6 protein-coding genes are annotated in these 22,022 nt (G+C 75.7%); 3 read left to right on the top strand and 3 right to left on the bottom strand.

The features are described from left to right. Position 1 precedes the first annotated feature (1 nt). The gene (locus LV78_RS01110) at positions 2-16,174 is read left to right on the top strand and encodes an SDR family NAD(P)-dependent oxidoreductase (RefSeq protein ID WP_386935576.1); all 16,173 of its coding nucleotides are present in this window, start codon (positions 2-4) and stop codon (positions 16,172-16,174) included. Positions 16,175-16,258: 84 nt separating this feature from the next. After that, positions 16,259-17,149, top strand: a complete 891-nt coding sequence (locus tag LV78_RS01105; protein ID WP_253842625.1) for a proline iminopeptidase-family hydrolase — start codon at positions 16,259-16,261, stop codon at positions 17,147-17,149. Between the two features lie 124 nt (positions 17,150-17,273). Here the strand turns inward: LV78_RS01105 and LV78_RS01100 are convergent, their stop codons facing one another. Continuing rightward, entirely contained in the window at positions 17,274-17,522 is a 249-nt protein-coding gene (locus LV78_RS01100; protein ID WP_253842624.1) for a phosphopantetheine-binding protein, read from the bottom strand. A gap of 219 nt (positions 17,523-17,741) precedes the next feature. Here LV78_RS01100 and LV78_RS01095 point away from each other — a divergent pair, with 219 nt between their 5' ends. Continuing rightward, positions 17,742-19,331 (top strand): AMP-binding protein, encoded by a 1,590-nt coding sequence (locus LV78_RS01095; RefSeq protein ID WP_253842623.1) that lies wholly within the window; start codon positions 17,742-17,744, stop codon positions 19,329-19,331. A gap of 82 nt (positions 19,332-19,413) precedes the next feature. On the opposite strand, the gene LV78_RS01090 is transcribed toward LV78_RS01095, so the two are convergent. Beyond that, the gene (locus tag LV78_RS01090; RefSeq protein WP_253842622.1) at positions 19,414-20,937 is read right to left on the bottom strand and encodes an AMP-binding protein; all 1,524 of its coding nucleotides are present in this window, start codon (positions 20,935-20,937) and stop codon (positions 19,414-19,416) included. A 149-nt stretch (positions 20,938-21,086) separates the two neighbouring features. Next, positions 21,087-22,013, bottom strand: a complete 927-nt coding sequence (locus LV78_RS01085) for an ACP S-malonyltransferase (RefSeq protein ID WP_253842621.1) — start codon at positions 22,011-22,013, stop codon at positions 21,087-21,089. Positions 22,014-22,022: the final 9 nt, after the last annotated feature.

Here is a 22,022-nt window from a genome sequence, read left to right as displayed (position 1 = left end):
CTTGGTGAGGACCACGATGGCGAACGAAGAGAAGCTCCTGGGCTACCTGAAGAAGGTGACCGCCGACCTCCACCAGACGCGCCAGCGCCTGCGCGAGGCCGAGTCCGAGGACCAGGAGCCGATCGCCATCGTGGCCATGGGCTGCCGCTTCCCCGGAGGGGTCCGCTCGCCCGAGGACCTGTGGAACCTCGTCGCCGACGGCGTGGACGCGATCACCGAGTTCCCCGAGGACCGGGGCTGGGACACCGAGGCGCTGGTCGACCCCGACCCGGAGCGGCCGGGCTCCAGCTACGTCCGCGAGGGCGGGTTCGTCCACGACGCCACCGACTTCGACGCGGGCTTCTTCGGCATCTCCCCGCGCGAGGCGCTGGCCATGGACCCGCAGCAGCGGATCGTCCTGGAGACCTCGTGGGAGACCGTGGAGCGGGCCGGGATCGACCCGGACTCGTTGCGCGGCAAGCAGGTCGGCGTCTACCTGGGCTGCGGCGGCCAGGACTACTGGGACCGGCTCACCGACCTGCCCGACGAGGTCGAGGCGTACATGAGCACCGGCAGCACCTCCGCGGTGATCTCCGGCCGGGTCTCCTACGCCATGGGCCTGGAGGGCCCGTCGCTGACGGTCAACACGGCCTGCTCCTCGGCGCTGGTCGCGATCCACCTGGCCGCGCAGGCCCTGCGCGAGCGCGAGTGCTCGCTGGCGCTCGCGGGCGGCGTCACCGTCATGTCCACGCCGGGCGCGTTCGTCGCGTTCTCCCGCCAGCGCGGCCTGGCGCCGGACGGGCGCTGCAAGCCGTTCTCCGACGAGGCGGACGGCACCGGCTGGGGCGAGGGCGTCGGCGTCCTGCTGCTGGAGCGGCTCTCCGACGCCCGCCGCAACGGGCACGAGGTGCTGGCGGTCGTGCGCGGCTCCGCCCTCAACCAGGACGGCGCCTCCAACGGCCTCACCGCCCCCAACGGGCCCGCGCAGCAGCGGGTGATCCTGCAGGCGCTGGCCAACGCGGGCCTGTCCTCCACCGAGGTCGACCTGGTGGAGGCGCACGGCACCGGCACCACCCTCGGCGACCCCATCGAGGCGCAGGCGCTCCTGGCCACCTACGGCCGCGAGCGCACCGCCGAGCACCCGCTGTGGGTCGGGTCGATCAAGTCCAACATCGGCCACGCGCAGGCTGCGGCGGCCGTCAGCGGCATCATCAAGGCCGTGATGGCGGTGCGCCACGGCGTGCTGCCCAAGACCCTGAACCTGGGCACGCCCTCCAGCCACGTCGACTGGTCGGCCGGGCACATCGAGCTGCTGGCCGAGTCCAAGCCGTGGCCCGCGCTGGACCGCCCGCGCCGCGCCGCCGTCTCCTCGTTCGGCGTCAGCGGCACCAACGGGCACATCATCGTCGAGCAGGCCGACCCCGCTCAGGACCCCGAGCCGGGCACCGGCTGGCCCGAGGGCACGCCGGTGCCGTGGCTGCTGTCGGCCCGCACCGCGACCGCGCTCGACGCGCAGGCCGCGCGCCTGGCCGACGAGCTGGACCCGGCGTCCGCCGCCGTGGACGTGGCGGCGGCGCTGGCCACCACCCGCGCCGCGATGGAGCACCGGGCCGTGCTGCTGGTGGACGGCGCCACCGACAACACCGACACCGCAGGCGCCGCCGACCGGCTGCGGGAGCTGTCCGCCAACGCCGTGCGCGGCGCGGTCGACGCGGGCCGCACCGCCTTCCTGTTCACCGGGCAGGGCTCGCAGCGGATCGGCATGGGGCGTGGGCTGCGCGAGGCGTTCCCGGCCTTCCGCGAGTCCTTCGACGCCACCTGCGCCCTGTTCGACCCGCTGCTCGACCGCCCGCTCGCCGAGGTCGTCCTCGGCGACGACCAGGAGTTGTTGGACCGCACGGGTTTCAGCCAGCCCGCGCTGTTCGCGTTCGAGGTCGCGCTCTTCCGACTCCTCGAATCCTGGGGCGTGAAGCCGGATTTCCTGGCCGGACACTCCATCGGCGAGATCGCGGCGGCCCACGTCGCGGGCGTGCTCTCCCTGGAGGACGCCTGCAAGCTCGTCGCCGCGCGCGGCAAGCTCATGCAGGCGCTGCCCGCCGGTGGCGCGATGCTCGCGGTCGAGGCCACCGAGGAGGAAGTCCTCCCCCTGCTCGACGAGCGGGTCAGCGTCGCCGCCGTCAACGGCCCCACCTCCGTCGTCGTCTCCGGCGCCGAGGACGCGGTCGACGCCGTCGCCGCGAAGCTGGAAGGCAGGCGCACCAAGCGGTTGCGCGTCTCGCACGCCTTCCACTCGCCGCTCATGGAGCCGATGCTGGCGCAGTTCCGCGCCGTCGCCGCCTCCCTCACCTTCCACGCGCCCGGCACCGCCGTCGTCTCCACCGTCACCGGCGCGCTCGCCACCGGCGACGACCTGACCACCCCCGACTACTGGGTGCGGCACGCCCGCCAGGCCGTGCGCTTCGCCGACGGCGTCGCCTTCCTGCGCGCCCAGGGCGTCTCCCGCTTCCTGGAGGTCGGCCCGGACGGCGTGCTCACCGGCATGGCCCAGGCCACCGCCGAGCAGTCCGCGCTCATCGCCACCCAGCGCCGCGACCGCGCCGACACCACCGCCCTGGTCACCGCCCTCGCGCAGGCCCACGTCGTCGGCGTGCCGATCGACTGGTCGGCGGTCTTCGCGAGCCGCGCCACCCACCGCGTCGAGCTGCCCACCTACGCCTTCCAGAGCGAGCGGTTCTGGATCGAGTCCGCCACCGCGACCGGCGACGTCACCGCCGCCGGTCTCGACTCCACCGACCACCCGCTGCTCGGCGCGGCCACCGCGCTGGCCGGGTCCGGGGGAGCGGTGTTCACCGGCAGGCTCTCCACCCGCACCCACCCGTGGCTGGCCGACCACGTCATCGCGGGCGCGATCCTGTTCCCCGGCACCGGTTTCCTGGAGCTGGCCGCCCGCGTCGGCGAGGACCTCGGCTGCGGCTCCGTGGCGGAGCTGGCGCTCGCCGCGCCGCTGGTGCTGCCCGAGCGCGGCGCGGTCCGCGTGCAGATCGCGGTCGGCGCGCCCGACGACACCGGCGCCCGCGCGTTCGAGGTGCACTCGCGCGCGGACGACGGCGACGCCGACGCCCCGTGGGTCCCGCACGCCACCGGCCTGCTGTCCCAGTCCCGCCGCAGGGCCGACTTCGAGCTGACCCAGTGGCCGCCCCCGGACGCCGAGGCGATCGAGCTGGACGGCCTGCACGAGCGCCTCGCCGAGGGCGGCCTGGACTACGGCCCCGCGTTCCGGGGCCTGCGCGCGGCCTGGAAGCGCGGCGACGAGCTGTTCGCGCAGGTCGAGCTGCCCGAGCCGGACGGCGCCGAGCGGTTCGGCGTGCACCCGGCGCTGCTGGACGCGGCCCTGCAGGCGCTCGGCCTCGGCGCGCTGGAGGAGCACCGGGGCCTGCCGTTCGCCTGGACCGGCGCGACCGTGCACGCCACCGGCGCGTCCGGCCTGCGCGTGCGCCTCGCCCCGGCCGCCCAGGGCGGGGTGGAGGTGCTGGCCGCCGACCCGACCGGCGCGCCCGTGCTGACCGTGGACTCGCTGGTGCTGCGCGCCACCACCGCCGCGACCCCGGCCGCCGCCGGGCGCTCGCCGCTGCGCGTGCTGGGCTGGAAGCCGGTCGACACCACCGCCGCCGACGACGTGGAGTGGACCACCTGGGACGGACTCGGCGACGAGGTCCCGCCCGTGGTGGTGCTGCCGGTGTCCGGCGGCGTGGCGCCCGAGTCCGCGCGCGCCGAGGTGCACCGCGCGCTCTCCGCGCTCCAGACCTGGCTGGCCGAGGACCGGTTCGCCGCCTCGCGGCTGGCCGTGGTCACCGAGGGCGCGGTCGGCGACGCGGTGACCGACCTGGCCGGTGCGGCGGTGTGGGGCCTGGTCCGCTCGGCGCAGGCCGAGAACCCGGACCGCTTCCTGCTGCTCGACGTGCCCGCCGCCGACCTGGCGCGGGCGCTGCCGACCGCCCTGGCCTCCGGCGAGCCCCAGCTGACCTGGCGCGACGGCGTGCTGTCCGCCGCCAGGCTGGCCACCGAGCCCGACGCCGCCGAGCGGGCCGGGTTCGGCTCCGGCGCGGTCGTGGTGACCGGCGCGACCGGCGCCATCGGCCGGATCGTCGCCCGGCACCTGGTGGCCGAGCGCGACGTGCGGGACCTGGTCCTGCTCAGCCGCAGCGGCCCGAACGCCGAGGGCGCGGCCGAGCTCGTGGCCGGGCTGGAGGCGCTGGGCGCCCGCGTGGCGCTGAAGGCCTGCGACGCCGCCGACCGGGACGCGCTCGCCGAGGCGCTCACCGGCGTCGACGTCTCGGCCGTCGTGCACCTGGCCGGGGTCGTGGCGGACGGCGTGGTCACCGCGCTGGACGAGACCCGCGTGGACGCCGTGCTGCGCCCCAAGGTCGACGCCGCGTGGAACCTGCACGAGCTGACCGGCGACCTGTCCGCGTTCGTGGTGTTCTCCTCGCTCTCCGGCGTGCTCGGCGCGCCCGGACAGGCGAGCTACGCCGCCGCCAACGCCTACCTGGACGCCCTGGCCCAGCACCGCCGGGGCAACGGCCAACCCGCGACCTCGATCGCCTGGGGCCTGTGGGGCGTCGAGAGCGCCATGACCGGGACGCTCGACGCGGGCGACCTCGCCCGCATGTCCCGCAACGGCGTCCTGCCGCTGTCGGCCGAGGAGGGCATGGCCCTGCTCGACGCGGCCGTGTCCACCACCGCGCCCGCCGTCGTCGCCGCCCGGCTCGACCTGCGGGCCCTGCGCGCCCTCGGCGACGACGCCCCGCTCGCCTTCGACGGCCTGGTGCGCCGCCGCGCCCGGCGCGCCGGGTCCGCGACGGCCGCCACCGGCTCCGAGCTGGCCCGCCGCCTCACCGGCCTGACCGACGAGGAGCGCCGCGCCGCCGTCCTGGCCCTCGTGCGCGCGCGGGTCGCCTCCGTCCTCGGCCACGGCTCGCCCGAGGCGGTCGACCCGGCCCGCGCCTTCCAGGACCTCGGCTTCGACTCGCTCACCGCCGTGGAGCTGCGCAACAGCCTCGGCGCGGAGACCGGCCTGCGGCTGCCCGCGACCCTGGTCTTCGACCACCCGACCCCGCTCGCGCTGGTCGAGCTGCTGCTCGCCGAGCTGTCCGGCTCGGCGGGCCAGGCCGAGGTCGTGGCCACCAAGCGCGCCGACGACGACCCGATCGTCATCGTCTCCATGGCCTGCCGCTACCCCGGCGGGGTGCGCTCGCCCGAGGACCTGTGGGAGCTGCTGCTCGACGGCCGCGACGCGATCGGCCCGTTCCCGACCGACCGGGGCTGGAACGTCGCCAAGCTGCACGACCCGCACTCGACCCGGCCCGACACCACCTACGTGGCGCAGGGCGGGTTTCTGGACGACGCCGCCCTGTTCGACCCCGGCTTCTTCGGCGTCAGCCCGCGCGAGGCCGTGATCATGGACCCGCAGCAGCGGTTGCTGCTGGAGACCTCGTGGGAGGCGTTCGAGCGGGCGGGCATCGACCCCGCCTCGCTCAAGGGCAGCTCGACCGGCGTGTTCGCCGGGGTCATGTACCACGACTACGTCACCGGCCACAGCTCCGGCGCGGTCGTCACCGGCCGGGTGTCCTACACCTTCGGCCTCGAAGGGCCCTCGGTGTCGGTGGACACCGCGTGCTCGTCGTCGCTGGTCGCGCTGCACCTCGCGGCGCAGGCGCTGCGGTCGGGGGAGTGCTCGCTGGCGCTCGCGGGCGGCGTGGCCGTCATGGCGACGCCGGAGATGTACGTGGAGTTCTCCCGCCAGCGCGGGCTCGCCCCGGACGGGCGCTGCAAGCCGTTCGCCGACGCCGCCGACGGGACCGGCTGGTCCGAGGGCGTGGGCGTGCTCGTGCTGGAGCGGCTCTCGGACGCCCGCCGCAACGGGCACGAGGTGCTGGCCGTGGTGCGCGGCACGGCGGTGAACCAGGACGGCGCGTCCAACGGCCTGACCGCCCCGAACGGCCCGTCGCAGCAGCGCGTCATCCGGCAGGCGCTCGCGAACGCGGGCCTGCGACCGTCCGATGTGGACGCCGTGGAGGCGCACGGCACCGGCACCACCCTCGGCGACCCCATCGAGGCCCAGGCGCTCCTGGCGACCTACGGCCAGGACCGGGACGAACCGCTGCGGCTCGGCTCGATCAAGTCCAACCTCGGCCACACCCAGGCCGCCGCCGGTGTCGCGGGCATCATCAAGGTGGTCATGGGGATGCGCCACGGCGTGATCCCGAAGACCCTGCACGTGGACGAGCCGTCCACGCACGTCGACTGGAGCGCGGGCGCGGTCGAGCTGCTCACCGACGCGCTGGCCTGGCCCGAGACCGGCCGCCCGCGCCGCGCGGGCATCTCCTCGTTCGGCATCAGCGGCACCAACGCGCACGTGATCGTCGAGCAGGCCCCCGAGGTCGCCGCGCCCGCCGTGACCAGCGTCCCGCAGCAGCCCGCCGCCCCGCTGCCGTGGCTGCTGTCGGCCCGCGCCGCGAGCGCGCTGCCCGACCAGGCCGCGCGGCTGATCCCGCTGGTGGAGAACGGGGTCGACCCGCTCGACCTGGCCCACTCGCTCGCCCTCGTGCGCCCCGGCTCGGGCATGGACCACCGGGCCGTGGTCGTCGGCGAGAGCCGCGACGAGCTGCTCGCCGGGCTGCGCGCCCTGGTCGACGGCGACACCTCGCCCGCGCTCGTGCGGGGCACCGCCGCGCACGGCGCGCTGGCGTTCCTGTTCACCGGCCAGGGTTCCCAGCGGGTCGGCATGGGACGCGGGCTGCGCGAGGCGTTCCCGGTGTTCCGGGAGTCCTTCGACGCCGCGTGCGCGCTGTTCGACCCGCTGCTCGACCGCCCGCTCGCCGAGGTCGTGCTCGGTGAGGACCAGGAGTCGTTGGACCGCACGGGTTACAGCCAGCCCGCGATCTTCGCGTTCGAGGTCGCCCTCTACCGCCTGCTCGAATCCTGGGGCGTCAAGCCGGACTTCCTCGCGGGCCACTCCATCGGCGAGATCGCCGCCGCGCACGTCGCGGGCGTGTTCTCCCTCGAAGACGCCTGCAAGCTCGTCGCCGCGCGCGGCCGGTTGATGCAGGCGCTCCCGACCGGCGGCGCGATGCTCGCCGTCGAGGCCACCGAGGAGGAAGTCCTCCCGCTGCTCACCGACCGGGTCGGCCTGGCCGCCGTCAACGGCCCGACCGCCGTGGTGCTCTCCGGCGCCGAGGACGCGGTGGACGGGATCGCCGCGAAGCTGGAAGGCCGTCGCACCAAGCGGTTGCGCGTCTCGCACGCCTTCCACTCCCCGCTCATGGAGCCGATGCTGGCGCAGTTCCGCGAGGTCGCCGCCACGATCGCCTTCCACGCGCCCACCACCGCCGTCGTCTCCACCGTCACCGGCGCGCTCGCCACCGACGACGACCTGGTCACCGCCGACTACTGGGTGCGGCACGTGCGCCAGGCCGTCCGGTTCGCCGACGGCGTCCGGGAGCTGACCGCGCGCGGCGCCACCCGGTTCCTGGAGGTCGGCCCGGACGGCGTGCTCACCGGCATGGCCCAGGCCACCGCCGAGCGGGCCGCCCTCGTCGCGGCCCAGCGCCGAGACCGCGCCGAGACCGCCGCGCTGGTCACCGCGCTCGCCCAGGTCCACGCGCACGGCGTCCCGGTCGACTGGGCCGCCTTCTTCGCCGGACGTGGCGCGCGGCGCGTCGCCCTGCCCACCTACGCCTTCCAGCACGAGCGGTTCTGGATGGACGACCCGGCCGTCGTCGGCGACCCGGTCGGCGCGGGCATGGACGCCACCGACCACCCGCTGCTCGGCGCGGCCATGACCGTCGCCGGTTCCGGGACCGTCGTGCTCACCGGCAGGCTCTCCACCCGCACCCACCCGTGGCTGGCCGACCACCGCGTGGGCGGCGCGGTCCTGTTCCCCGGCACGGGTTTCCTCGAACTCGCCACCAGGGCGGGCGCGGCCGTGGGCTGCGGCTCGGTGGAGGAGTTGACGCTCGCCGCGCCGCTCGCGCTGCCGGACGACGCCGCGCTCCAGGTGCAGGTCACCCTGGACGCGCCGGACGAGACCGGCCGCCGGGCGCTCGCCGTGCACTCCCGCGACGACGCCACCCCCGGCGACCCGTGGACCCGGCACGCGACCGGCGTGCTGGCCCCCGGAGCCCCGGCGGGCGCCGCGCTCACCGAGTGGCCGCCCACCGGCGCCGAGGTGGTCGCCCTCGACGGCCTGCACGACGGCCTGGCGTCCGCCGGGCTGGAGTACGGGCCCGCGTTCCGGGGCCTGCGCGCGGCCTGGAAGCGCGGTGACGAGGTGTTCGCCGAGGTCGCCCTGCCCGAGGAGGTCGACGCCACCGGCTACGAGGCGCACCCGGCGCTGCTCGACGCCGCGCTGCACGCCATCGCGCTCACCGGCGGCGAGGACCGGCCCGCCACGCTCCCGTTCGCCTGGAACGGGGTCGCCGTGCACGCCACCGGCGCGTCGTCGGTGCGGGTGCGCGTCACGCCCACCGGCAACGCCGTCGCCCTCGCCGTCGCCGACCCGACCGGCGCGCCCGTGCTCACCGTCGACGCGCTGGCGCTGCGCCAGGCCCGCGACGCCGGGCGGGCCGCCACCGGCCGGGGCTCGCTGCTGGAGGTCGGCTGGACCGCGCTGGAGCGGGGCGCCGCCGACCCGGTGACCTGGACCGCGTGGGGCGAGGTGGGCGCGGAGGCGCCCGGCGTCGTGGTGCTGCCCATCGCGGGCTGCGCCGACCCGGACTCGGCGCGCGCCGAGGTGCACCGGGTGCTCGCGGTGCTCCAGACCTGGTTGTCGGAGAACAGGTTCGCCGCGTCGCACCTGGTCGTGGTGACCGAGGGCGCGGTGTCGGTGCGCGGCGAGGCCGCCCCCGACCTGGCCGGTGCGGCGGTGTGGGGCCTGGTGCGCACCGCGCAGGCCGAGAACCCCGACCTGTTCCTGCTGGTGGACCTGGACGACTGGACCGACCTGGAGCGGGCGCTGCCGGTCGCGCTGGCCTCCGGCGAGCCGCAGGTGGTGTTCCGCGACGGCGTCGGCCACTACCCCCGCTTCGTCCGCGCCACCCCGCCCGCAGACGCGGAGGACCCCGGCTTCGGCTCGGGCGCGGTCGTCGTCACGGGCGCGACCGGCGCGCTCGGCAAGGTCGTCTCGCGGCACCTGGTGGCCGCGCGCGGCGTGCGGGACCTGGTCCTGCTCAGCCGCCGGGGCCTGGCCGCCGAGGGCGCGGCCGGGTTCGTGGCCGAGCTGGAGGCGCTGGGCGCCCGCGTGGCGCTGAAGGCCTGCGACGCCGCCGACCGGGACGCGCTCGCCCTCGCCCTGGACGGGATCGAGGTGTCGGCCGTCGTGCACGCCGCCGGTGTGCTCGACGACGGCGTCGTCACCGCGCTCACCCCCGAGCGCCTGGACACCGTGCTGCGCCCCAAGTCCGACGCCGCGTGGAACCTGCACGAGCTGACCGGTGACCTGTCCGCGTTCGTGGTGTTCTCCTCGCTCTCCGGCGTGCTCGGCGCGCCCGGCCAGGGCAACTACGCCGCGGCCAACGCCTACCTGGACGCGCTCGCCCAGCACCGCAGGACCAACGGCCAGCCCGCCACCTCCATCGCCTGGGGCCTGTGGGACCTGGACGGCAGCTCCATGACCGGCGGCCTGGACGCCGAGGCCATCGCCCGCATGGCGCGCGGCGGCGTCCTCGCGCTGTCCGAGGAGGACGGTGTCGCCCTGTTCGACGCCGCGCTCGCCTCGGGCCGCGCGCTCGTCGCCCCGGTCCGCGTCGAGCCCGCCGGGCTGCGCAACCAGGGCGAGGCGCTCGCCCCGCTGTGGCGCGCGCTCGCCGGTCCGACCCGCCGCACCGCCGCCGCGGGCGCCGCGCCCACCGGCGAGCTGGCCGAGCGGGTCGCGGGCCTGGGCGCGGAGCAGGCGCTCGACGCCGTGCTCGACGTCGTCGTCGCGCAGGCCGCCGCCGTCCTCGGCCACGCCTCCGCCACCGCCGTCGACCCCGACCGGGCCTTCCAGGAACTCGGCTTCGACTCGCTCACCGCCGTCGAGTTCCGCAACGCGGTCTCCGCCGCCACCGGGCTGCGGCTGCCCACCACCCTGGTCTTCGACCACCCGTCCCCGCGCGTGCTCGCCCAGCACGTCCTGGGCGAGCTGGCGGGCAGCGCGCCCGCCGAGCGCGCCGCCGCCCCGGTCCGCGCCACCACCGGCGACGACCCGGTGGTCATCGTCGGCATGGCCTGCCGCTACCCCGGCGGCGTGCGCTCGCCCGAGGACCTGTGGGACCTGGTCGCCGACGGCTCCGACGCGATCGGCCCGTTCCCGACCGACCGGGGCTGGGACGTGCGCAGGCTGCACGACCCGACGCGCACCCGGCCCGACACCACCTACGTGGCGCAGGGCGGGTTCCTGCACGACGCGGCCCAGTTCGACGCCGAGTTCTTCGGCATCAGCCCCCGCGAGGCCGTGCTGATCGACCCGCAGCAGCGGTTGCTGCTGGAGACCTCGTGGGAGGCGTTCGAGCGGGCGGGCATCGACCCCGCCTCGCTCAAGGGCAGCCCCACCGGCGTGTTCGCCGGCGTCATGTACCACGACTACCTGACCGGCCACAACGCGGGCAGCGTGGTCACCGGCCGCATCTCCTACACCTTCGGCCTCGAAGGCCCGGCCGTGTCGGTGGACACCGCGTGCTCCTCGTCGCTGGTCGCGCTGCACCTGGCCGCGCAGGCGCTGCGGTCGGGGGAGTGCTCGCTGGCGGTCGTCGGCGGCGTGACCGTCATGTCCACGCCCGAGACGTTCGTGGAGTTCTCCCGCCAGAACGGGCTCGCCCCCGACGGGCGCTGCAAGTCCTTCGCCTCCGGCGCGGACGGCACCGGCTGGTCCGAGGGCGTCGGCGCGCTGGTCGTGGAGCGGCTCTCGGACGCCCGCCGCAACGGCCACCAGGTGCTCGCCGTCGTGCGCGGCACGGCGGTGAACCAGGACGGCGCGTCCAACGGCCTCACCGCCCCCAACGGCCCGTCGCAGCAGCGGGTCATCCGCGCCGCGCTGGCCAACGCGGGCCTTCGACCGTCCGAAGTGGACGCCGTGGAGGCGCACGGCACCGGCACCTCCCTCGGCGACCCGATCGAGGCGCAGGCGCTCATCGCCACCTACGGCCAGGACCGGCCCGAGCCGCTGCTGCTCGGCTCGATCAAGTCCAACATCGGCCACAGCCAGGCCGCAGCCGGTGTCGCGGGCATCATCAAGATGGTCATGGCCATGCGGCACGGCGCCATCCCGAAGACGCTGCACGTGGACGAGCCCTCGGCGAAGGTCGAGTGGGGCGAGGGCGCGGTCGAGCTGCTGACCGAGGCCCGGCCGTGGCCGGAGACCGGTCGTCCGCGCCGCGCGGGCGTGTCGTCCTTCGGCATCAGCGGCACCAACGCGCACGTCATCGTCGAGCAGGCCCCCGACCTCGCCGAGCAGGCGCCCGAGGCGCCCGCCGCCCCGGCCGCCGACCAGAGCGCGGCCCCGGTCGCCCTGGTGGTGTCGGCGAAGTCCGCCGAGGCCCTGCGCGAGCAGACCGAGCGCCTGCTCGCGTTCGTGGACGGCGCGCCGCACGACGACGTGGAGGTGGCGCTGGCCGCCGCGACCCGCAGGGCCGCGCTGGAGCACCGGGCCGCCGTCGTCGGCGGCGACCGCGCCGAACTCCTGGCCGGGCTGCGCGCCCTGCTCGACGGAGCGCAGACCCCGACCACCGCGCGGGGCCGCGCGGGCTCCGGCAAGCTGGCGTTCCTGTTCACCGGGCAGGGCGCGCAGCGGATCGGCATGGGGCGCGGGCTGCGCGAGGCCTTCCCGGTCTTCCGCGAGACGTTCGAGGTGGTCTGCGGCCACTTCGACCCGCTGCTCGACCGCCCGCTCGACCAGGTCGTCCTCGGCGACGACCAGGAGCTGTTGGACCGCACGGGGTACAGCCAGCCCGCGATCTTCGCGTTCGAGGTCGCCCTCTACCGGCTGCTGGAGTCCTGGGGCGTGCGACCGGACTTCCTGGCCGGGCACTCCATCGGCGAGATCGCCGCCGCGCACGTCGCGGGCGTGCTCTCCCTGGTGGACGCCTGCAAGCTGGTCGCCGCGCGCGGCAGGCTGATGCAGGCGCTCCCGTCCGGCGGCGCGATGCTCGCGGTCGAGGCCACCGAGGAGGAAGTCCTTCCCCTGCTTGACGAGCGGGTCAGCGTGGCCGCCGTCAACGGCCCCACCTCGGTGGTCGTCTCCGGCGCCGAGGACGCGGTCGGGCAGGTCGCCGCCGCCCTGGACGGCAGGCGCAGCAAGCGGTTGCGCGTCTCGCACGCCTTCCACTCGCCGCTCATGGAGCCGATGCTCGCGCAGTTCCGCGAGGTCGCCGACAAGATCGCCTACCACGAGCCGGTGATCACCGTCGTGTCCACCGTGACCGGCGCGCCCGCCACCGGCGACGACCTGGTCACCGCCGACCACTGGGTGCGGCACGTGCGCCAGGCCGTCCGCTTCGACGACGCCTTCGCCGCGCTGGAGTCGGCGGGCGCCACCAGGTTCGTGGAGATCGGCCCGGACGGGGTGCTCACCGGCCTCGCCGCCGACCGCACCACCGCCACCCTCGTCCCGGCCCAGCGCAAGGGCCACGACGAGGCCACCACCGCCGCCACCGCGCTGGCCAGGCTGCACGTCACCGGCGCGTCGGCGGACTGGACCGCGTTCTACGCCGGTCGCCGCGCGGGCCGCGTCGACCTGCCCACCTACGCGTTCCAGCGCAGGCGCTACTGGATGGACGGCGCCACCGAGGGCGGCGACGTCACCTCCACCGGCCTGCGCGCCGCCGCGCACCCGCTGCTGGCCGCCACCACCACCCTCCCCGGCACCGGCGGCCTGCTCGCCACCGGCCTGCTCTCCCGGCACGCCCACCCGTGGCTGCTCGACCACGCCGTCGGCGGCGCGGTCCTGGTGCCCGGCACCGGCCTGGTCGAGCTGGCCCTCCAGGCGGGCAAGCGGGTCGGCTGCGGCGCGCTGGCCGAGCTGACCCTGCACGCGCCCCTGGCGCTGCCCGAGGACGACGGGGTCAGCGTCCAGGTCAGCGTCTCCGCCCCGGACGCGAACGGCCACCGCGCCGTCACCGTGCACGGCCGGGAGCAGGACGCGGCCGACGACGACCCGTGGACCACGCACGCCGAGGGCGTCCTGGTCCCCGACGCGCCGGAGCCGGGGGTCGCGCTCACCGAGTGGCCGCCGCCCGGCGCCACCGAGCTGGACGTCGACGGCCTCTACCCGGAGATGGCCGAGGCCGGGCTGGTCTACGGCCCGGTGTTCCAGGGCCTGCGCCGGGTCTGGCAGGCCGGGGACGAGCAGCTGTTCGCCGAGATCGCCCTGCCCGGCGCCGCCACCGCCGACGCCCGCGCGTTCGGGCTGCACCCGGCCGCGTTCGACGCCGCCGTCCAGGCCATCGGCCTGCTGCGCGGCGCCGACGCGCCCACCGCGCTCCCGTTCGCCTTCTCCGGCGTCGCCCAGCACGCCGAGGGCGCGGGCGCGCTGCGGGCCAGGATCACCCTGCTCGGCCGGGACGAGGCCGCGCTGGAGCTGGCCGACGACACCGGGTCCCCGGTGGTGTCGGTGCGCTCGCTGGCGCTGCGCCCCTTCACCGGCCGCACCGCCCCGCGCGGCGACGCCCTGCACCAGCTTGAGTGGACCCCCGCGCGGGTCACCGCCGAGCCGGTCACCGGCCGCTGGGCCCTGCTCGGCGGCGACGACCTGCGGGTCGGCGCGGCCCTCAAGGCGCAGGGCTGCGAGGTGGAGGCGCACACCGACCTCACCGCGCTCGGCCACGCCACCGACGACGCCGACGGGCCCGACGTGGTCGTGGTCCAGTTCGCGCCCGGCGGCCCGCTCGACGCCGCCTCCGTCCGGGCCACCGCCCACCGCGCCCTCGCCACCCTCCAGGCGTGGCTGGCCGAGCCCCGCCGCGCGGCGGCCCGGCTGCTCGTGCTCACCAGGGGCGCGCAGGACGGCTCCGACCCGGTCAGCGCGGCCGTGTGGGGCCTGACCCGCTCCGCCCAGTCCGAGAACCCCGACCGGGTCGTCCTGGTCGACCTGGACGGCGAGGACGAGTCGGCGCGGGCGCTGCCGAAGGCGCTCGCGTCCGGCGAGCCGCAGCTGGTGGCGCGCGGCGGCGAGCTGCGGGCCGCCAGGCTGGCGCGGGCGGTCGCGGTCGGCGAGCCCAGCGGCTCGTTCGACGCGGACAGCACCGTGCTGGTCACCGGCGGCACCGGGGCGCTCGGCGCGCTGGTCGCCAGGCACCTGGTCACCGCGCACGGCGTGCGGCGGCTGGTGCTGGCCAGCAGGCGCGGCCCGGCGGCGCCCGGCGCCACCGAGCTGGCCGCCGACCTGACCGCCCTCGGCGCGCGGGTCGACGTCCTCGCCTGCGACGCCGCCGACCGGGACGCCCTGGCGGGGCTCCTGGCCACCCACCCGGTCACCGCCGTCGTGCACACCGCCGGTGTGCTGGACGACGGCGTGCTCGCCTCGCTCACCCCCGAGCGGGTCGACGCGGTGCTGCGACCCAAGGTCGACGCGGCGCTCAACCTGCACGAGCTGACCACCGACCTGACCGCGTTCGTGCTGTTCTCCTCCGCGTCGGGCCTGCTCGGCGGCGCGGGGCAGGCCAACTACGCGGCGGCCAACGCCTTCCTGGACGCGCTCGCCACGCACCGCAGGGCGGCGGGCCTGCCCGCGCAGTCCCTGGCCTGGGGCCTGTGGGCCGCCGACAGCGCCATGACCGGCGCGCTCGGCGACTCCGGCCGGGGCCGCATGGCGCGCGGCGGCGTGCTGCCGCTGGCCGAGCCGGAGGGCCTGGCCCTGTTCGACGCGGCGTGCGCGCTGCCCGCGCCCGTGGTCGCGCCGGTCCGGTTCGACCTCAGGGACGCCGCGCCCGGCCAGGTCCCGCCGATCCTCACCGGCCTGCTGCCCACCCGCCGCGCGGGTTCCTCGGGCGGTCAGGCCACGGCCGACCCGGACGTCCTGCGCAGGGCCCTCGCCGGGCTGGACGACGAGAGCCAGGACGAGCGGCTGCGGCTGCTGGTCCGCACCTGCGCGGCCTCGGTGCTCGGCTACGACGGTCCCGACTCGGTCGAGCCGGACCGGGCGTTCGTGGAGCTGGGCCTGGACTCGCTGACCGCCGTGGAGCTGCGCAACGCCGTCGGCGCCGCGACCGGCCTGCGGCTGCCCACCTCGGTGGTGTTCGACCACGGCACGCCCGCCCTGCTCGCCGCGCACCTGCGCGTCGAGCTGGCCTCGGCGCCCGCCGCCGGGACGGCCCAGGCCGCACCGGCGCGGGCCGAGTCGGGCGAGGACACGCTCAGCGCCCTGTTCCGGCAGGCGGTGGACGCGGGCCGGGTCGCCCAGGGCCTCGCCCTGATCAGCGCGGCGGCGCACGTCCGCGACTCGTTCGAGAGCGTCGCGCAGGCCGGTCCGGTCCAGCCGCCGGTGCGGCTGACCAGCGGTGACGGCGGGCCCGTGATCGTGTGCTTCGCCTCGCCGATGGCGCTGGGCGGGCCGCAGCAGTACGCCCGCTTCGCCGCCCGGTTCCGGGACGAGCGGGACGTGCTCGTGCTGCCCACGCCCGGCTTCCAGCGCGGTGAGGCGCTGCCCGCCACCGCAGCGGCGGCGGCCGGGCACTTCGCCGAGGCGATCCGCCCGATCGCCGAGGCGGGGCGCCCGTACGTGCTGATCGGCTACTCCTCCGGCGGCCTGTTCGCGCAGGCCACGGCGGCGCTGCTGGAGCGGGACGGGCACGGCCCCGCCGGGGTCGCGCTGCTGGACACCTACCCGACCACCGGCGACACGTCGGCCACGTTCTTCGGGGCCATGATGAACTCGCTGCTGGCGCGGGAGTCGGAGTTCGGCGAGTTCGGCAGCGCCCGGCTCTCCGCGATGGGCCGCTACTCGGAGCTGCTGCCGGGCTGCCCGGTGGCGGACCTGGCCGCGCCCGTGCTGTTCGTCCGCCCGCAGGAGTCGCTGACCGGCGAGGAGGGCGACGGCACCTGGCGGGCGGTGTGGGAGGCGCCGCACCAGCTCGTGGAGGTGCCGGGCGACCACTTCACCATGATGGAGTCGACCGTCGCCGCCACCGCCGACGCCGTCCGGGACTGGTCGCGCGGCCTGTAGGCGGGACCGGGGGCGCGCGCCGGTCCGCGCGCCCCCTCCTCCTTGTCACACCGGGGTTTTCTACACGAGGGGAAGTGCGACCTGATGGTCCCCAGCGCCAAGGGAGCGGTGCCGTTCGGGCCGTACCGCACGTGGTACCGGGTCACCGGGGACCTGGACGGCGACCGCCCGCCGGTCGTCGCGGTGCACGGCGGTCCCGGCAGCACCCACGACTACCTGCTGCCGCTGACCCGCCTGGTCGACGACGGCTGGCCGGTGGTGCACTACGACCAGCTCGGCAACGGCGGCTCCACCCACCTGCGGGACCGGGGTGGGGACTTCTGGACGTCCGAGCTGTTCCTGGACGAGCTGGAGAACCTGCTGGAGGCGCTCGGCATCGCCGACCGGAACGTCCTCTTCGGACAGTCCTGGGGCGGCGTCCTGGTCGCCGAGTGGGCGGCCCGCAGGCCGGAGGGCCTGGAGGGCCTGGTGATCGCCAACGCGCCCGCCTCGTACCCGCTGTGGATCGAGGAGCTGGCGGAGCTGCGCAAGACCCTGCCGCCGGTGGTGAACGAGCGCCTGCTGCGCCACGAGGCGGCGGGCACCACCGACAGCGCGGAGTACAGGTCGGCCAGCGAGGTCTTCTACCGGAGGCACGTGTGCCGCGTCCAGCCGGTGCCCGCAGAGCTGGAGGCCAGCCTGCTGGAGATCTCGGCGGACCCCACGGTGTACGGGACCATGAACGGTCCCAACGAGTTCCACATCACCGGCACCCTCAAGGACCACTCGGTGATCCCCCTCCTGCCGAACATCACCGCCCCGACCCTGGTGCTGCGCGGCGAGCACGACGAGATCACCGAGGGGGCCACCGCCCCGTTCCACGAGCTGATCCCCGGCGCCCGCTACGAGGTGATCCCGGACTCCAGCCACCTGCCGCACGCGGAGAACCCGGAGCACTTCCACCGGGTGCTGCTGGAGTTCCTGAAGGGGTTGTAGGGCGCGGCGCGATCGAGGTCCGGCGGCCGAGCCGCCCACCCCGAGCGCGGCGAAGGGGGAGGTCCCGTCCGGGACCTCCCCCTTCCGCGTCGGGCGCTCAGCCCGGCACCGTGCCGCCCCCCGCTCAGGCCGACGGCTCCAGCAGCCCCGACAGCGCCGCCCACAGCGTGCTCGGCGTGCGGAACGTCGCGGCCTTCAGCGCGTCGTCGCGGAAGCGCACCGCGAAGCCCTTCTCCAGGTCCGCCAGCAGGTCCACCATCGCCAGCGAGTCCAGGCCGAGGTCGCGCAGGTCCGCGTCCTCGGCCAGCTCGTCACCCGGCTCGGCGAACGGCAGGTGCTTGCGCAGGATTTCCTCGAAACGCTGGTCCCACATGGAACGTCCACCTCACGGGTCAATGGTCCGGCTCATCCCGAAGCTAGCACCGCAAAAACCCTTCCGGAATGATTTCCGCACCAGGTCGGGGGGTGATTCCAGCGGTTAGGGGGGCGCTAGGGGTTTGACTCGGGGGCAGGTCTTCTACCTGCGCTGATAGCGTCGGGGCGAGTCTTTTCACCGTGTGACTTCGACCGTGGTTGAGAGGTGTTCCGGAGCATGGTCCGAGAAGTATTCGCGCGCGCGCAGGAATCAGTCGCGACGCTGCACGAATTCCTGCTCGCGGGAGCCCGGCTGACCCCCGAGGCGCCCGCGGTCGTCGAGTGCGCCAACGGCGAGGTCGGCACGATCTCCTACCGGCAGCTGGAGCGCCGGGTCACCTCGCTCGCCGCCCGGCTGGACGAGCTGGGCCTGGACGTCGGCGACCGGGTGATCCTGGAGTCCGACACCACGCCCTGGTCCGTCACCGCCCTCCTGGCGTGCTCCACCCTCGGCCTGACCTACATCCCGGTCAGCCCCGAGACCCCGGCGCAACGCCTGCGCGCCATCGTGGACACCGTCGAGCCCGCGCTGCACCTCCAGGCCGACACCGGCCGCCGCGAGGGGCTGCCCGAGTCGGTCGGGCTCGCCCGGTTCGGCCCTGACGGGCTCGCCGTCGACCGCGCGCCGCTGCCCCGCGTCCGGCACCGCAGGGAGATCACCCCCGCCGACCCGGCGTACATGATCTTCACCTCGGGCACCACCGGCCGCCCCAAGGGCGTCGTGATGAGCCACCGCGCGATCCTCGCGTTCTTCCGGGGGATGCTCGCCCACGGCATCGTCTCCGCCGAGGACCGGGTCGCCACCACCCCGCCGCTCCAGTTCGACTTCTCCCTGCTGGACATCGGCCTCGCCCTGGGCAGCGGCGCGTCCGTCGTCCCGGTCCCGCGCGACCTGCTGCGCTGGCCGCGCCGGTTCCTCCAGTTCCTGCACGACTCGCGCGCCACCCAGGTCGACGGCGTCCCGTCGATCTGGCGCCCCGTCCTCAAGCACGAGACCGAGCTCCTCGCCGAGCTGGGCGGCGGCATCAAGGGCATCCTCTACTCCGGCGAGAAGTTCCCGCTGCCCGAGCTGCGGACCCTGCGCGAGGTGCTGCCCGGCCTGCGGATCGTCAACTGCTTCGGCAGCTCCGAGTCCGTCGCCGCCTCCTTCACCGACGTCCCCGACCCGCTCGGCCCCGACGTGGAGGAGCTGTCCATCGGGCACGCCCACCCCGGCGCCGAGATGACCCTCATCGACGACGAGGACGGCGGCGCGGTCTCCGAGGTCGGCGCGGTCGGCCACATCCACCTGCGCAGCGGCGCCCTGTTCACCGCCTACTGGGACGACCCCGAGGCCACCGCCCGCGCCCTGGTGCCCGACCCGCTCAACCCGCGCTCCGGCCAGGTCGTGTTCCGCACCGGCGACCTCGGCCGCCTCGGCGAGGACGGCGAGCTGTACTTCGTCGGGCGCGCCGACTCGCAGGTCAAGATCCGGGGCAACCGGGTGGAGCTGGGCGAGATCGAGCGCCGCGCCACCGACTTCCCCGGCGTCGCCGCGGCCACCGCCGTGCTGCTGCCCCTCGCCGAGCGGGAACCGGTGCTGGTGCTCTACGTGACCCTGTCGGCCGGTGTCGCGGAGCTGGAGGAGCTGGAGCTCAAGGCGTTCTGCATGGAGGCGCTGCCGGACTACATGGTGCCGCAGAAGGTCCAGGTGCTCGACGAGCTGCCCACCACGGCCAACGGCAAGGTCGACCGGGCCGCGCTGCTCGCCAGGAGCGGCAAGCGCTGACCACGGACAACGGCGAAGGCCCCGACTCCGCAGGGAGTCGGGGCCTTCGCGGTGGTGGAGTCGTTGCGCGACAGAGGTTCCGTCAGCTCGCGGCCATCCTGGTCAGCTCGCCCCGGTCCACCTTGCGGTTGGAGTTGAGCGGAAACTCCGCCACGTGCCGGTAGTCGCGCGGCACCATGCCCTTGGGCAGCACGTCCCGCAGCTCCCGCGACAGCAGCCGCGCGGGCGTCGGCGACCCGGTGTAGTACACCACCAGCTCCAGCCCGTCCCCGGCCTGCCTGGTCACCGCGACCGCGTCCAGCACCCCGTCGCACCCGCGCAGCGCGTGCTCCACCTCGGCCAGCTCCACCCGCCACCCGGCCAGCTGCACCTGCGAGTCCAGCCTGCCCAGGTACACCAGCGCGCCGTCCGGGTGCCTGCGCACCCGGTCGCCGGTCCGGTACCAGCGGCGCCCGTCGTGCTCCAGGAACCGGCCGACGTCGTCGGACGCGTCCAGGTAGCCCGAGGTGAGCTGCGCGCCGGTCACGCACAGCTCGCCCTCCACCCCGTCCGGCTCGCCGTCCTCGCCCAGCAGCAGCCAGTCGTGGCCCGCGTGCACCTCGCCGATCGGCGTCAACCCGTTCAGGCACAACGACGGCGAGTCCGGGCCCCAGCGGTGGCCGGTGATCGTGATGGTCAGCTCGGTCGGGCCGTAGATGTTCTCCAGCCCCGACCCGGACGCCGCCGCCAGCCAGTCCTGCGCGTCGGCCTGGCGCAGCGCCTCACCGGCGAACAGGCTCCACCGCAGCCCCGGCATCGACCCCGCGCCCAGCCCGCCCATGCGGCGCACCAGCGTGATCGCCGACGGGGTGGAGAACCACACCGTCAACCCGCGCTCGGCCACGAACGCGGGCAGGTCCCGGTAGGCGGTTCCGGGGATCGGGTGCAGCTGCGCGCCCGCGCCCCACGCGCAGAACAGGTCGAACACCGCGCAGTCGAAGTTCAGGTCGAACGACTGGGAGAACCGGTCCGCCGAGGTGAAGTCGAACCGCTCCTCGATCACGGAGAAGTAGTGGTCGGCGCTCGCGTGGGTGGTCGGCACGCCCTTGGGGCGCCCGGTCGAGCCGGAGGTGAACAGCACGTAGGCGGTGGCCTCGGGCCGCACGTCGACCGGCGCGTCCAGCGGGTCGGCGCCGGGCAGGAACTTGTGGTCGCCGACCTGCGCGGCCAGCGGCGCGTACACCGGGATCGCCGACTCCGGGCCCAGCGCCTCCAGCGCGGTCAGCCCGGCCTCGTCCACCAGCAGCGCGGACACCCCGGCCGCGTCGAGCATCCGCCGGGTGCGGGACGCGGGGAACTCCGGGTGCAGCGGCACGGCGGTCGCCCCGGAGTAGAGCACCGCGAGCAGGCCCGCGTACGACTCCAGGGTCTTGTCCGCCAGCACCCCCACCACCGGCGGGCTCCCCGCCGCCCACAGCGCCCCGGCCCAGGACAGGGCCAGCTCGTGCAGCTCCCGGTAGCCGACCGCCCGCCCGTCCGGCAGGCGCAGCGCCACCCCGTCCGGGTTGGCGGCCAGCCCGCGCAGGAAACGCGCGTGCAGCACGGGATCGGTCTCGCGCAGGGCCATGTGTCCTCCTGATCGTCTCGCGCCTGTGGTCTCACGCCCGCGCTCTCGCGCCGTGTTCCCGCGCCTGTGTTCTCGCGCCCGTGGTTCCGGATCAGCGGTCCGACGGCGGGCGGGCCCGACGCGTCACCGCGCCGGGCCCGCCAGCTCCCTCACACCAGCGCGGGCCGCTTGCGGGGCCGCATCGCCAGCCTCGGCGTCGCCGCCAGCACCTCGAAGTTGTCCCGCGTGACCGCCACCCGCCCGAACAGCGAGTCCTGCCCCGCCACGCACAGCCGCTCCACACCGCGCTCGCGCAGCGTCGCCACCACCGACGGCCACCGCACCGTCCGCACCACGCCGTCCAGCAGGACCGCCCGCACGCCCTCGGCCGTGGTGCGCACCGTCCCGTCCTGGTCGGCCACCACGGGCACCACCGGGTCGCGGAACGTCACCTGGGACAGCAGCTCCCGCTCGATCCGGTCGCGCAACCCGGTGAACAGGCTCACGTGCAGCGGCGGGTCCATCTCGTACAGCGGCAGCCCGCCCGCCGCCCGCAACCGGTCGGAGAACCACGCCACCCTGTCGCGCTTGAGCGAGACCATCGCGAAGTCCACGTCCACCCGGCACGACAGCTCGTGCCAGTCGTCCAGCTCCGCCAGCGCCGCCTCCAGCACGTCCGGCGCGGTGCGGGCGAACGACAGCGTCACCACGTCGCCGTGCTCGGCGGCGAAGTACTCCGTCTCCACCCGCACCAGCTCGGCGGTCAGCCAGATCCCCTCCTCGGCGCTGAGCGCCCCGGAGTGGATCGCCGCGGCCTTCCCGCCGAAGCTCGCCCCGGCCACCAGCTCCGGCGCGAACCCGTGCTCGTGCTCGGCCCACCGGGCCAGCGCCAGGCAGTTCACCAGGAACCCCACCTGCGCCGCCGCCGAGTAGTCCGACCCGCTCTCCCGCAGCGCGGTGAACAGGTCGCCGCCCAGCACCTCGTCCGCGACGCCCAGCAGCTCCCGCCCGAACGGGTTGAGCAGCGTGAACTTCGCGACGTCGGCGAACTGCACCGGCCCCATGCCGGGGAACGCGATCGCGGTCGGCACGCCCATCCCCAACCC

The organism is Actinosynnema pretiosum, assembly GCF_024171695.1.
In the GTDB taxonomy this organism is placed as follows: Bacteria; Actinomycetota; Actinomycetes; order Mycobacteriales; family Pseudonocardiaceae; genus Actinosynnema; species Actinosynnema pretiosum.
The sequence above is the reverse complement of the archived record's forward strand: the minus strand, read 5'-3'. Positions and strand labels throughout refer to the sequence as shown.

What these genes read in the sequence shown, in the direction of transcription:
- LV78_RS01105 (WP_253842625.1), top strand. Translation starts at nt 16,259, where the DNA reads ATGGTCCCCAGCGCCAAGGGAGCGGTGCCGTTCGGGCCGTACCGCACG.
- LV78_RS01100 (WP_253842624.1), bottom strand. Translation starts at nt 17,522, where the DNA reads ATGTGGGACCAGCGTTTCGAGGAAATCCTGCGCAAGCACCTGCCGTTC.
- LV78_RS01095 (WP_253842623.1), top strand. Translation starts at nt 17,742, where the DNA reads ATGGTCCGAGAAGTATTCGCGCGCGCGCAGGAATCAGTCGCGACGCTG.
- LV78_RS01090 (WP_253842622.1), bottom strand. Translation starts at nt 20,937, where the DNA reads ATGGCCCTGCGCGAGACCGATCCCGTGCTGCACGCGCGTTTCCTGCGC.
- LV78_RS01085 (WP_253842621.1), bottom strand. Translation starts at nt 22,013, where the DNA reads ATGGGCGTGCCGACCGCGATCGCGTTCCCCGGCATGGGGCCGGTGCAG.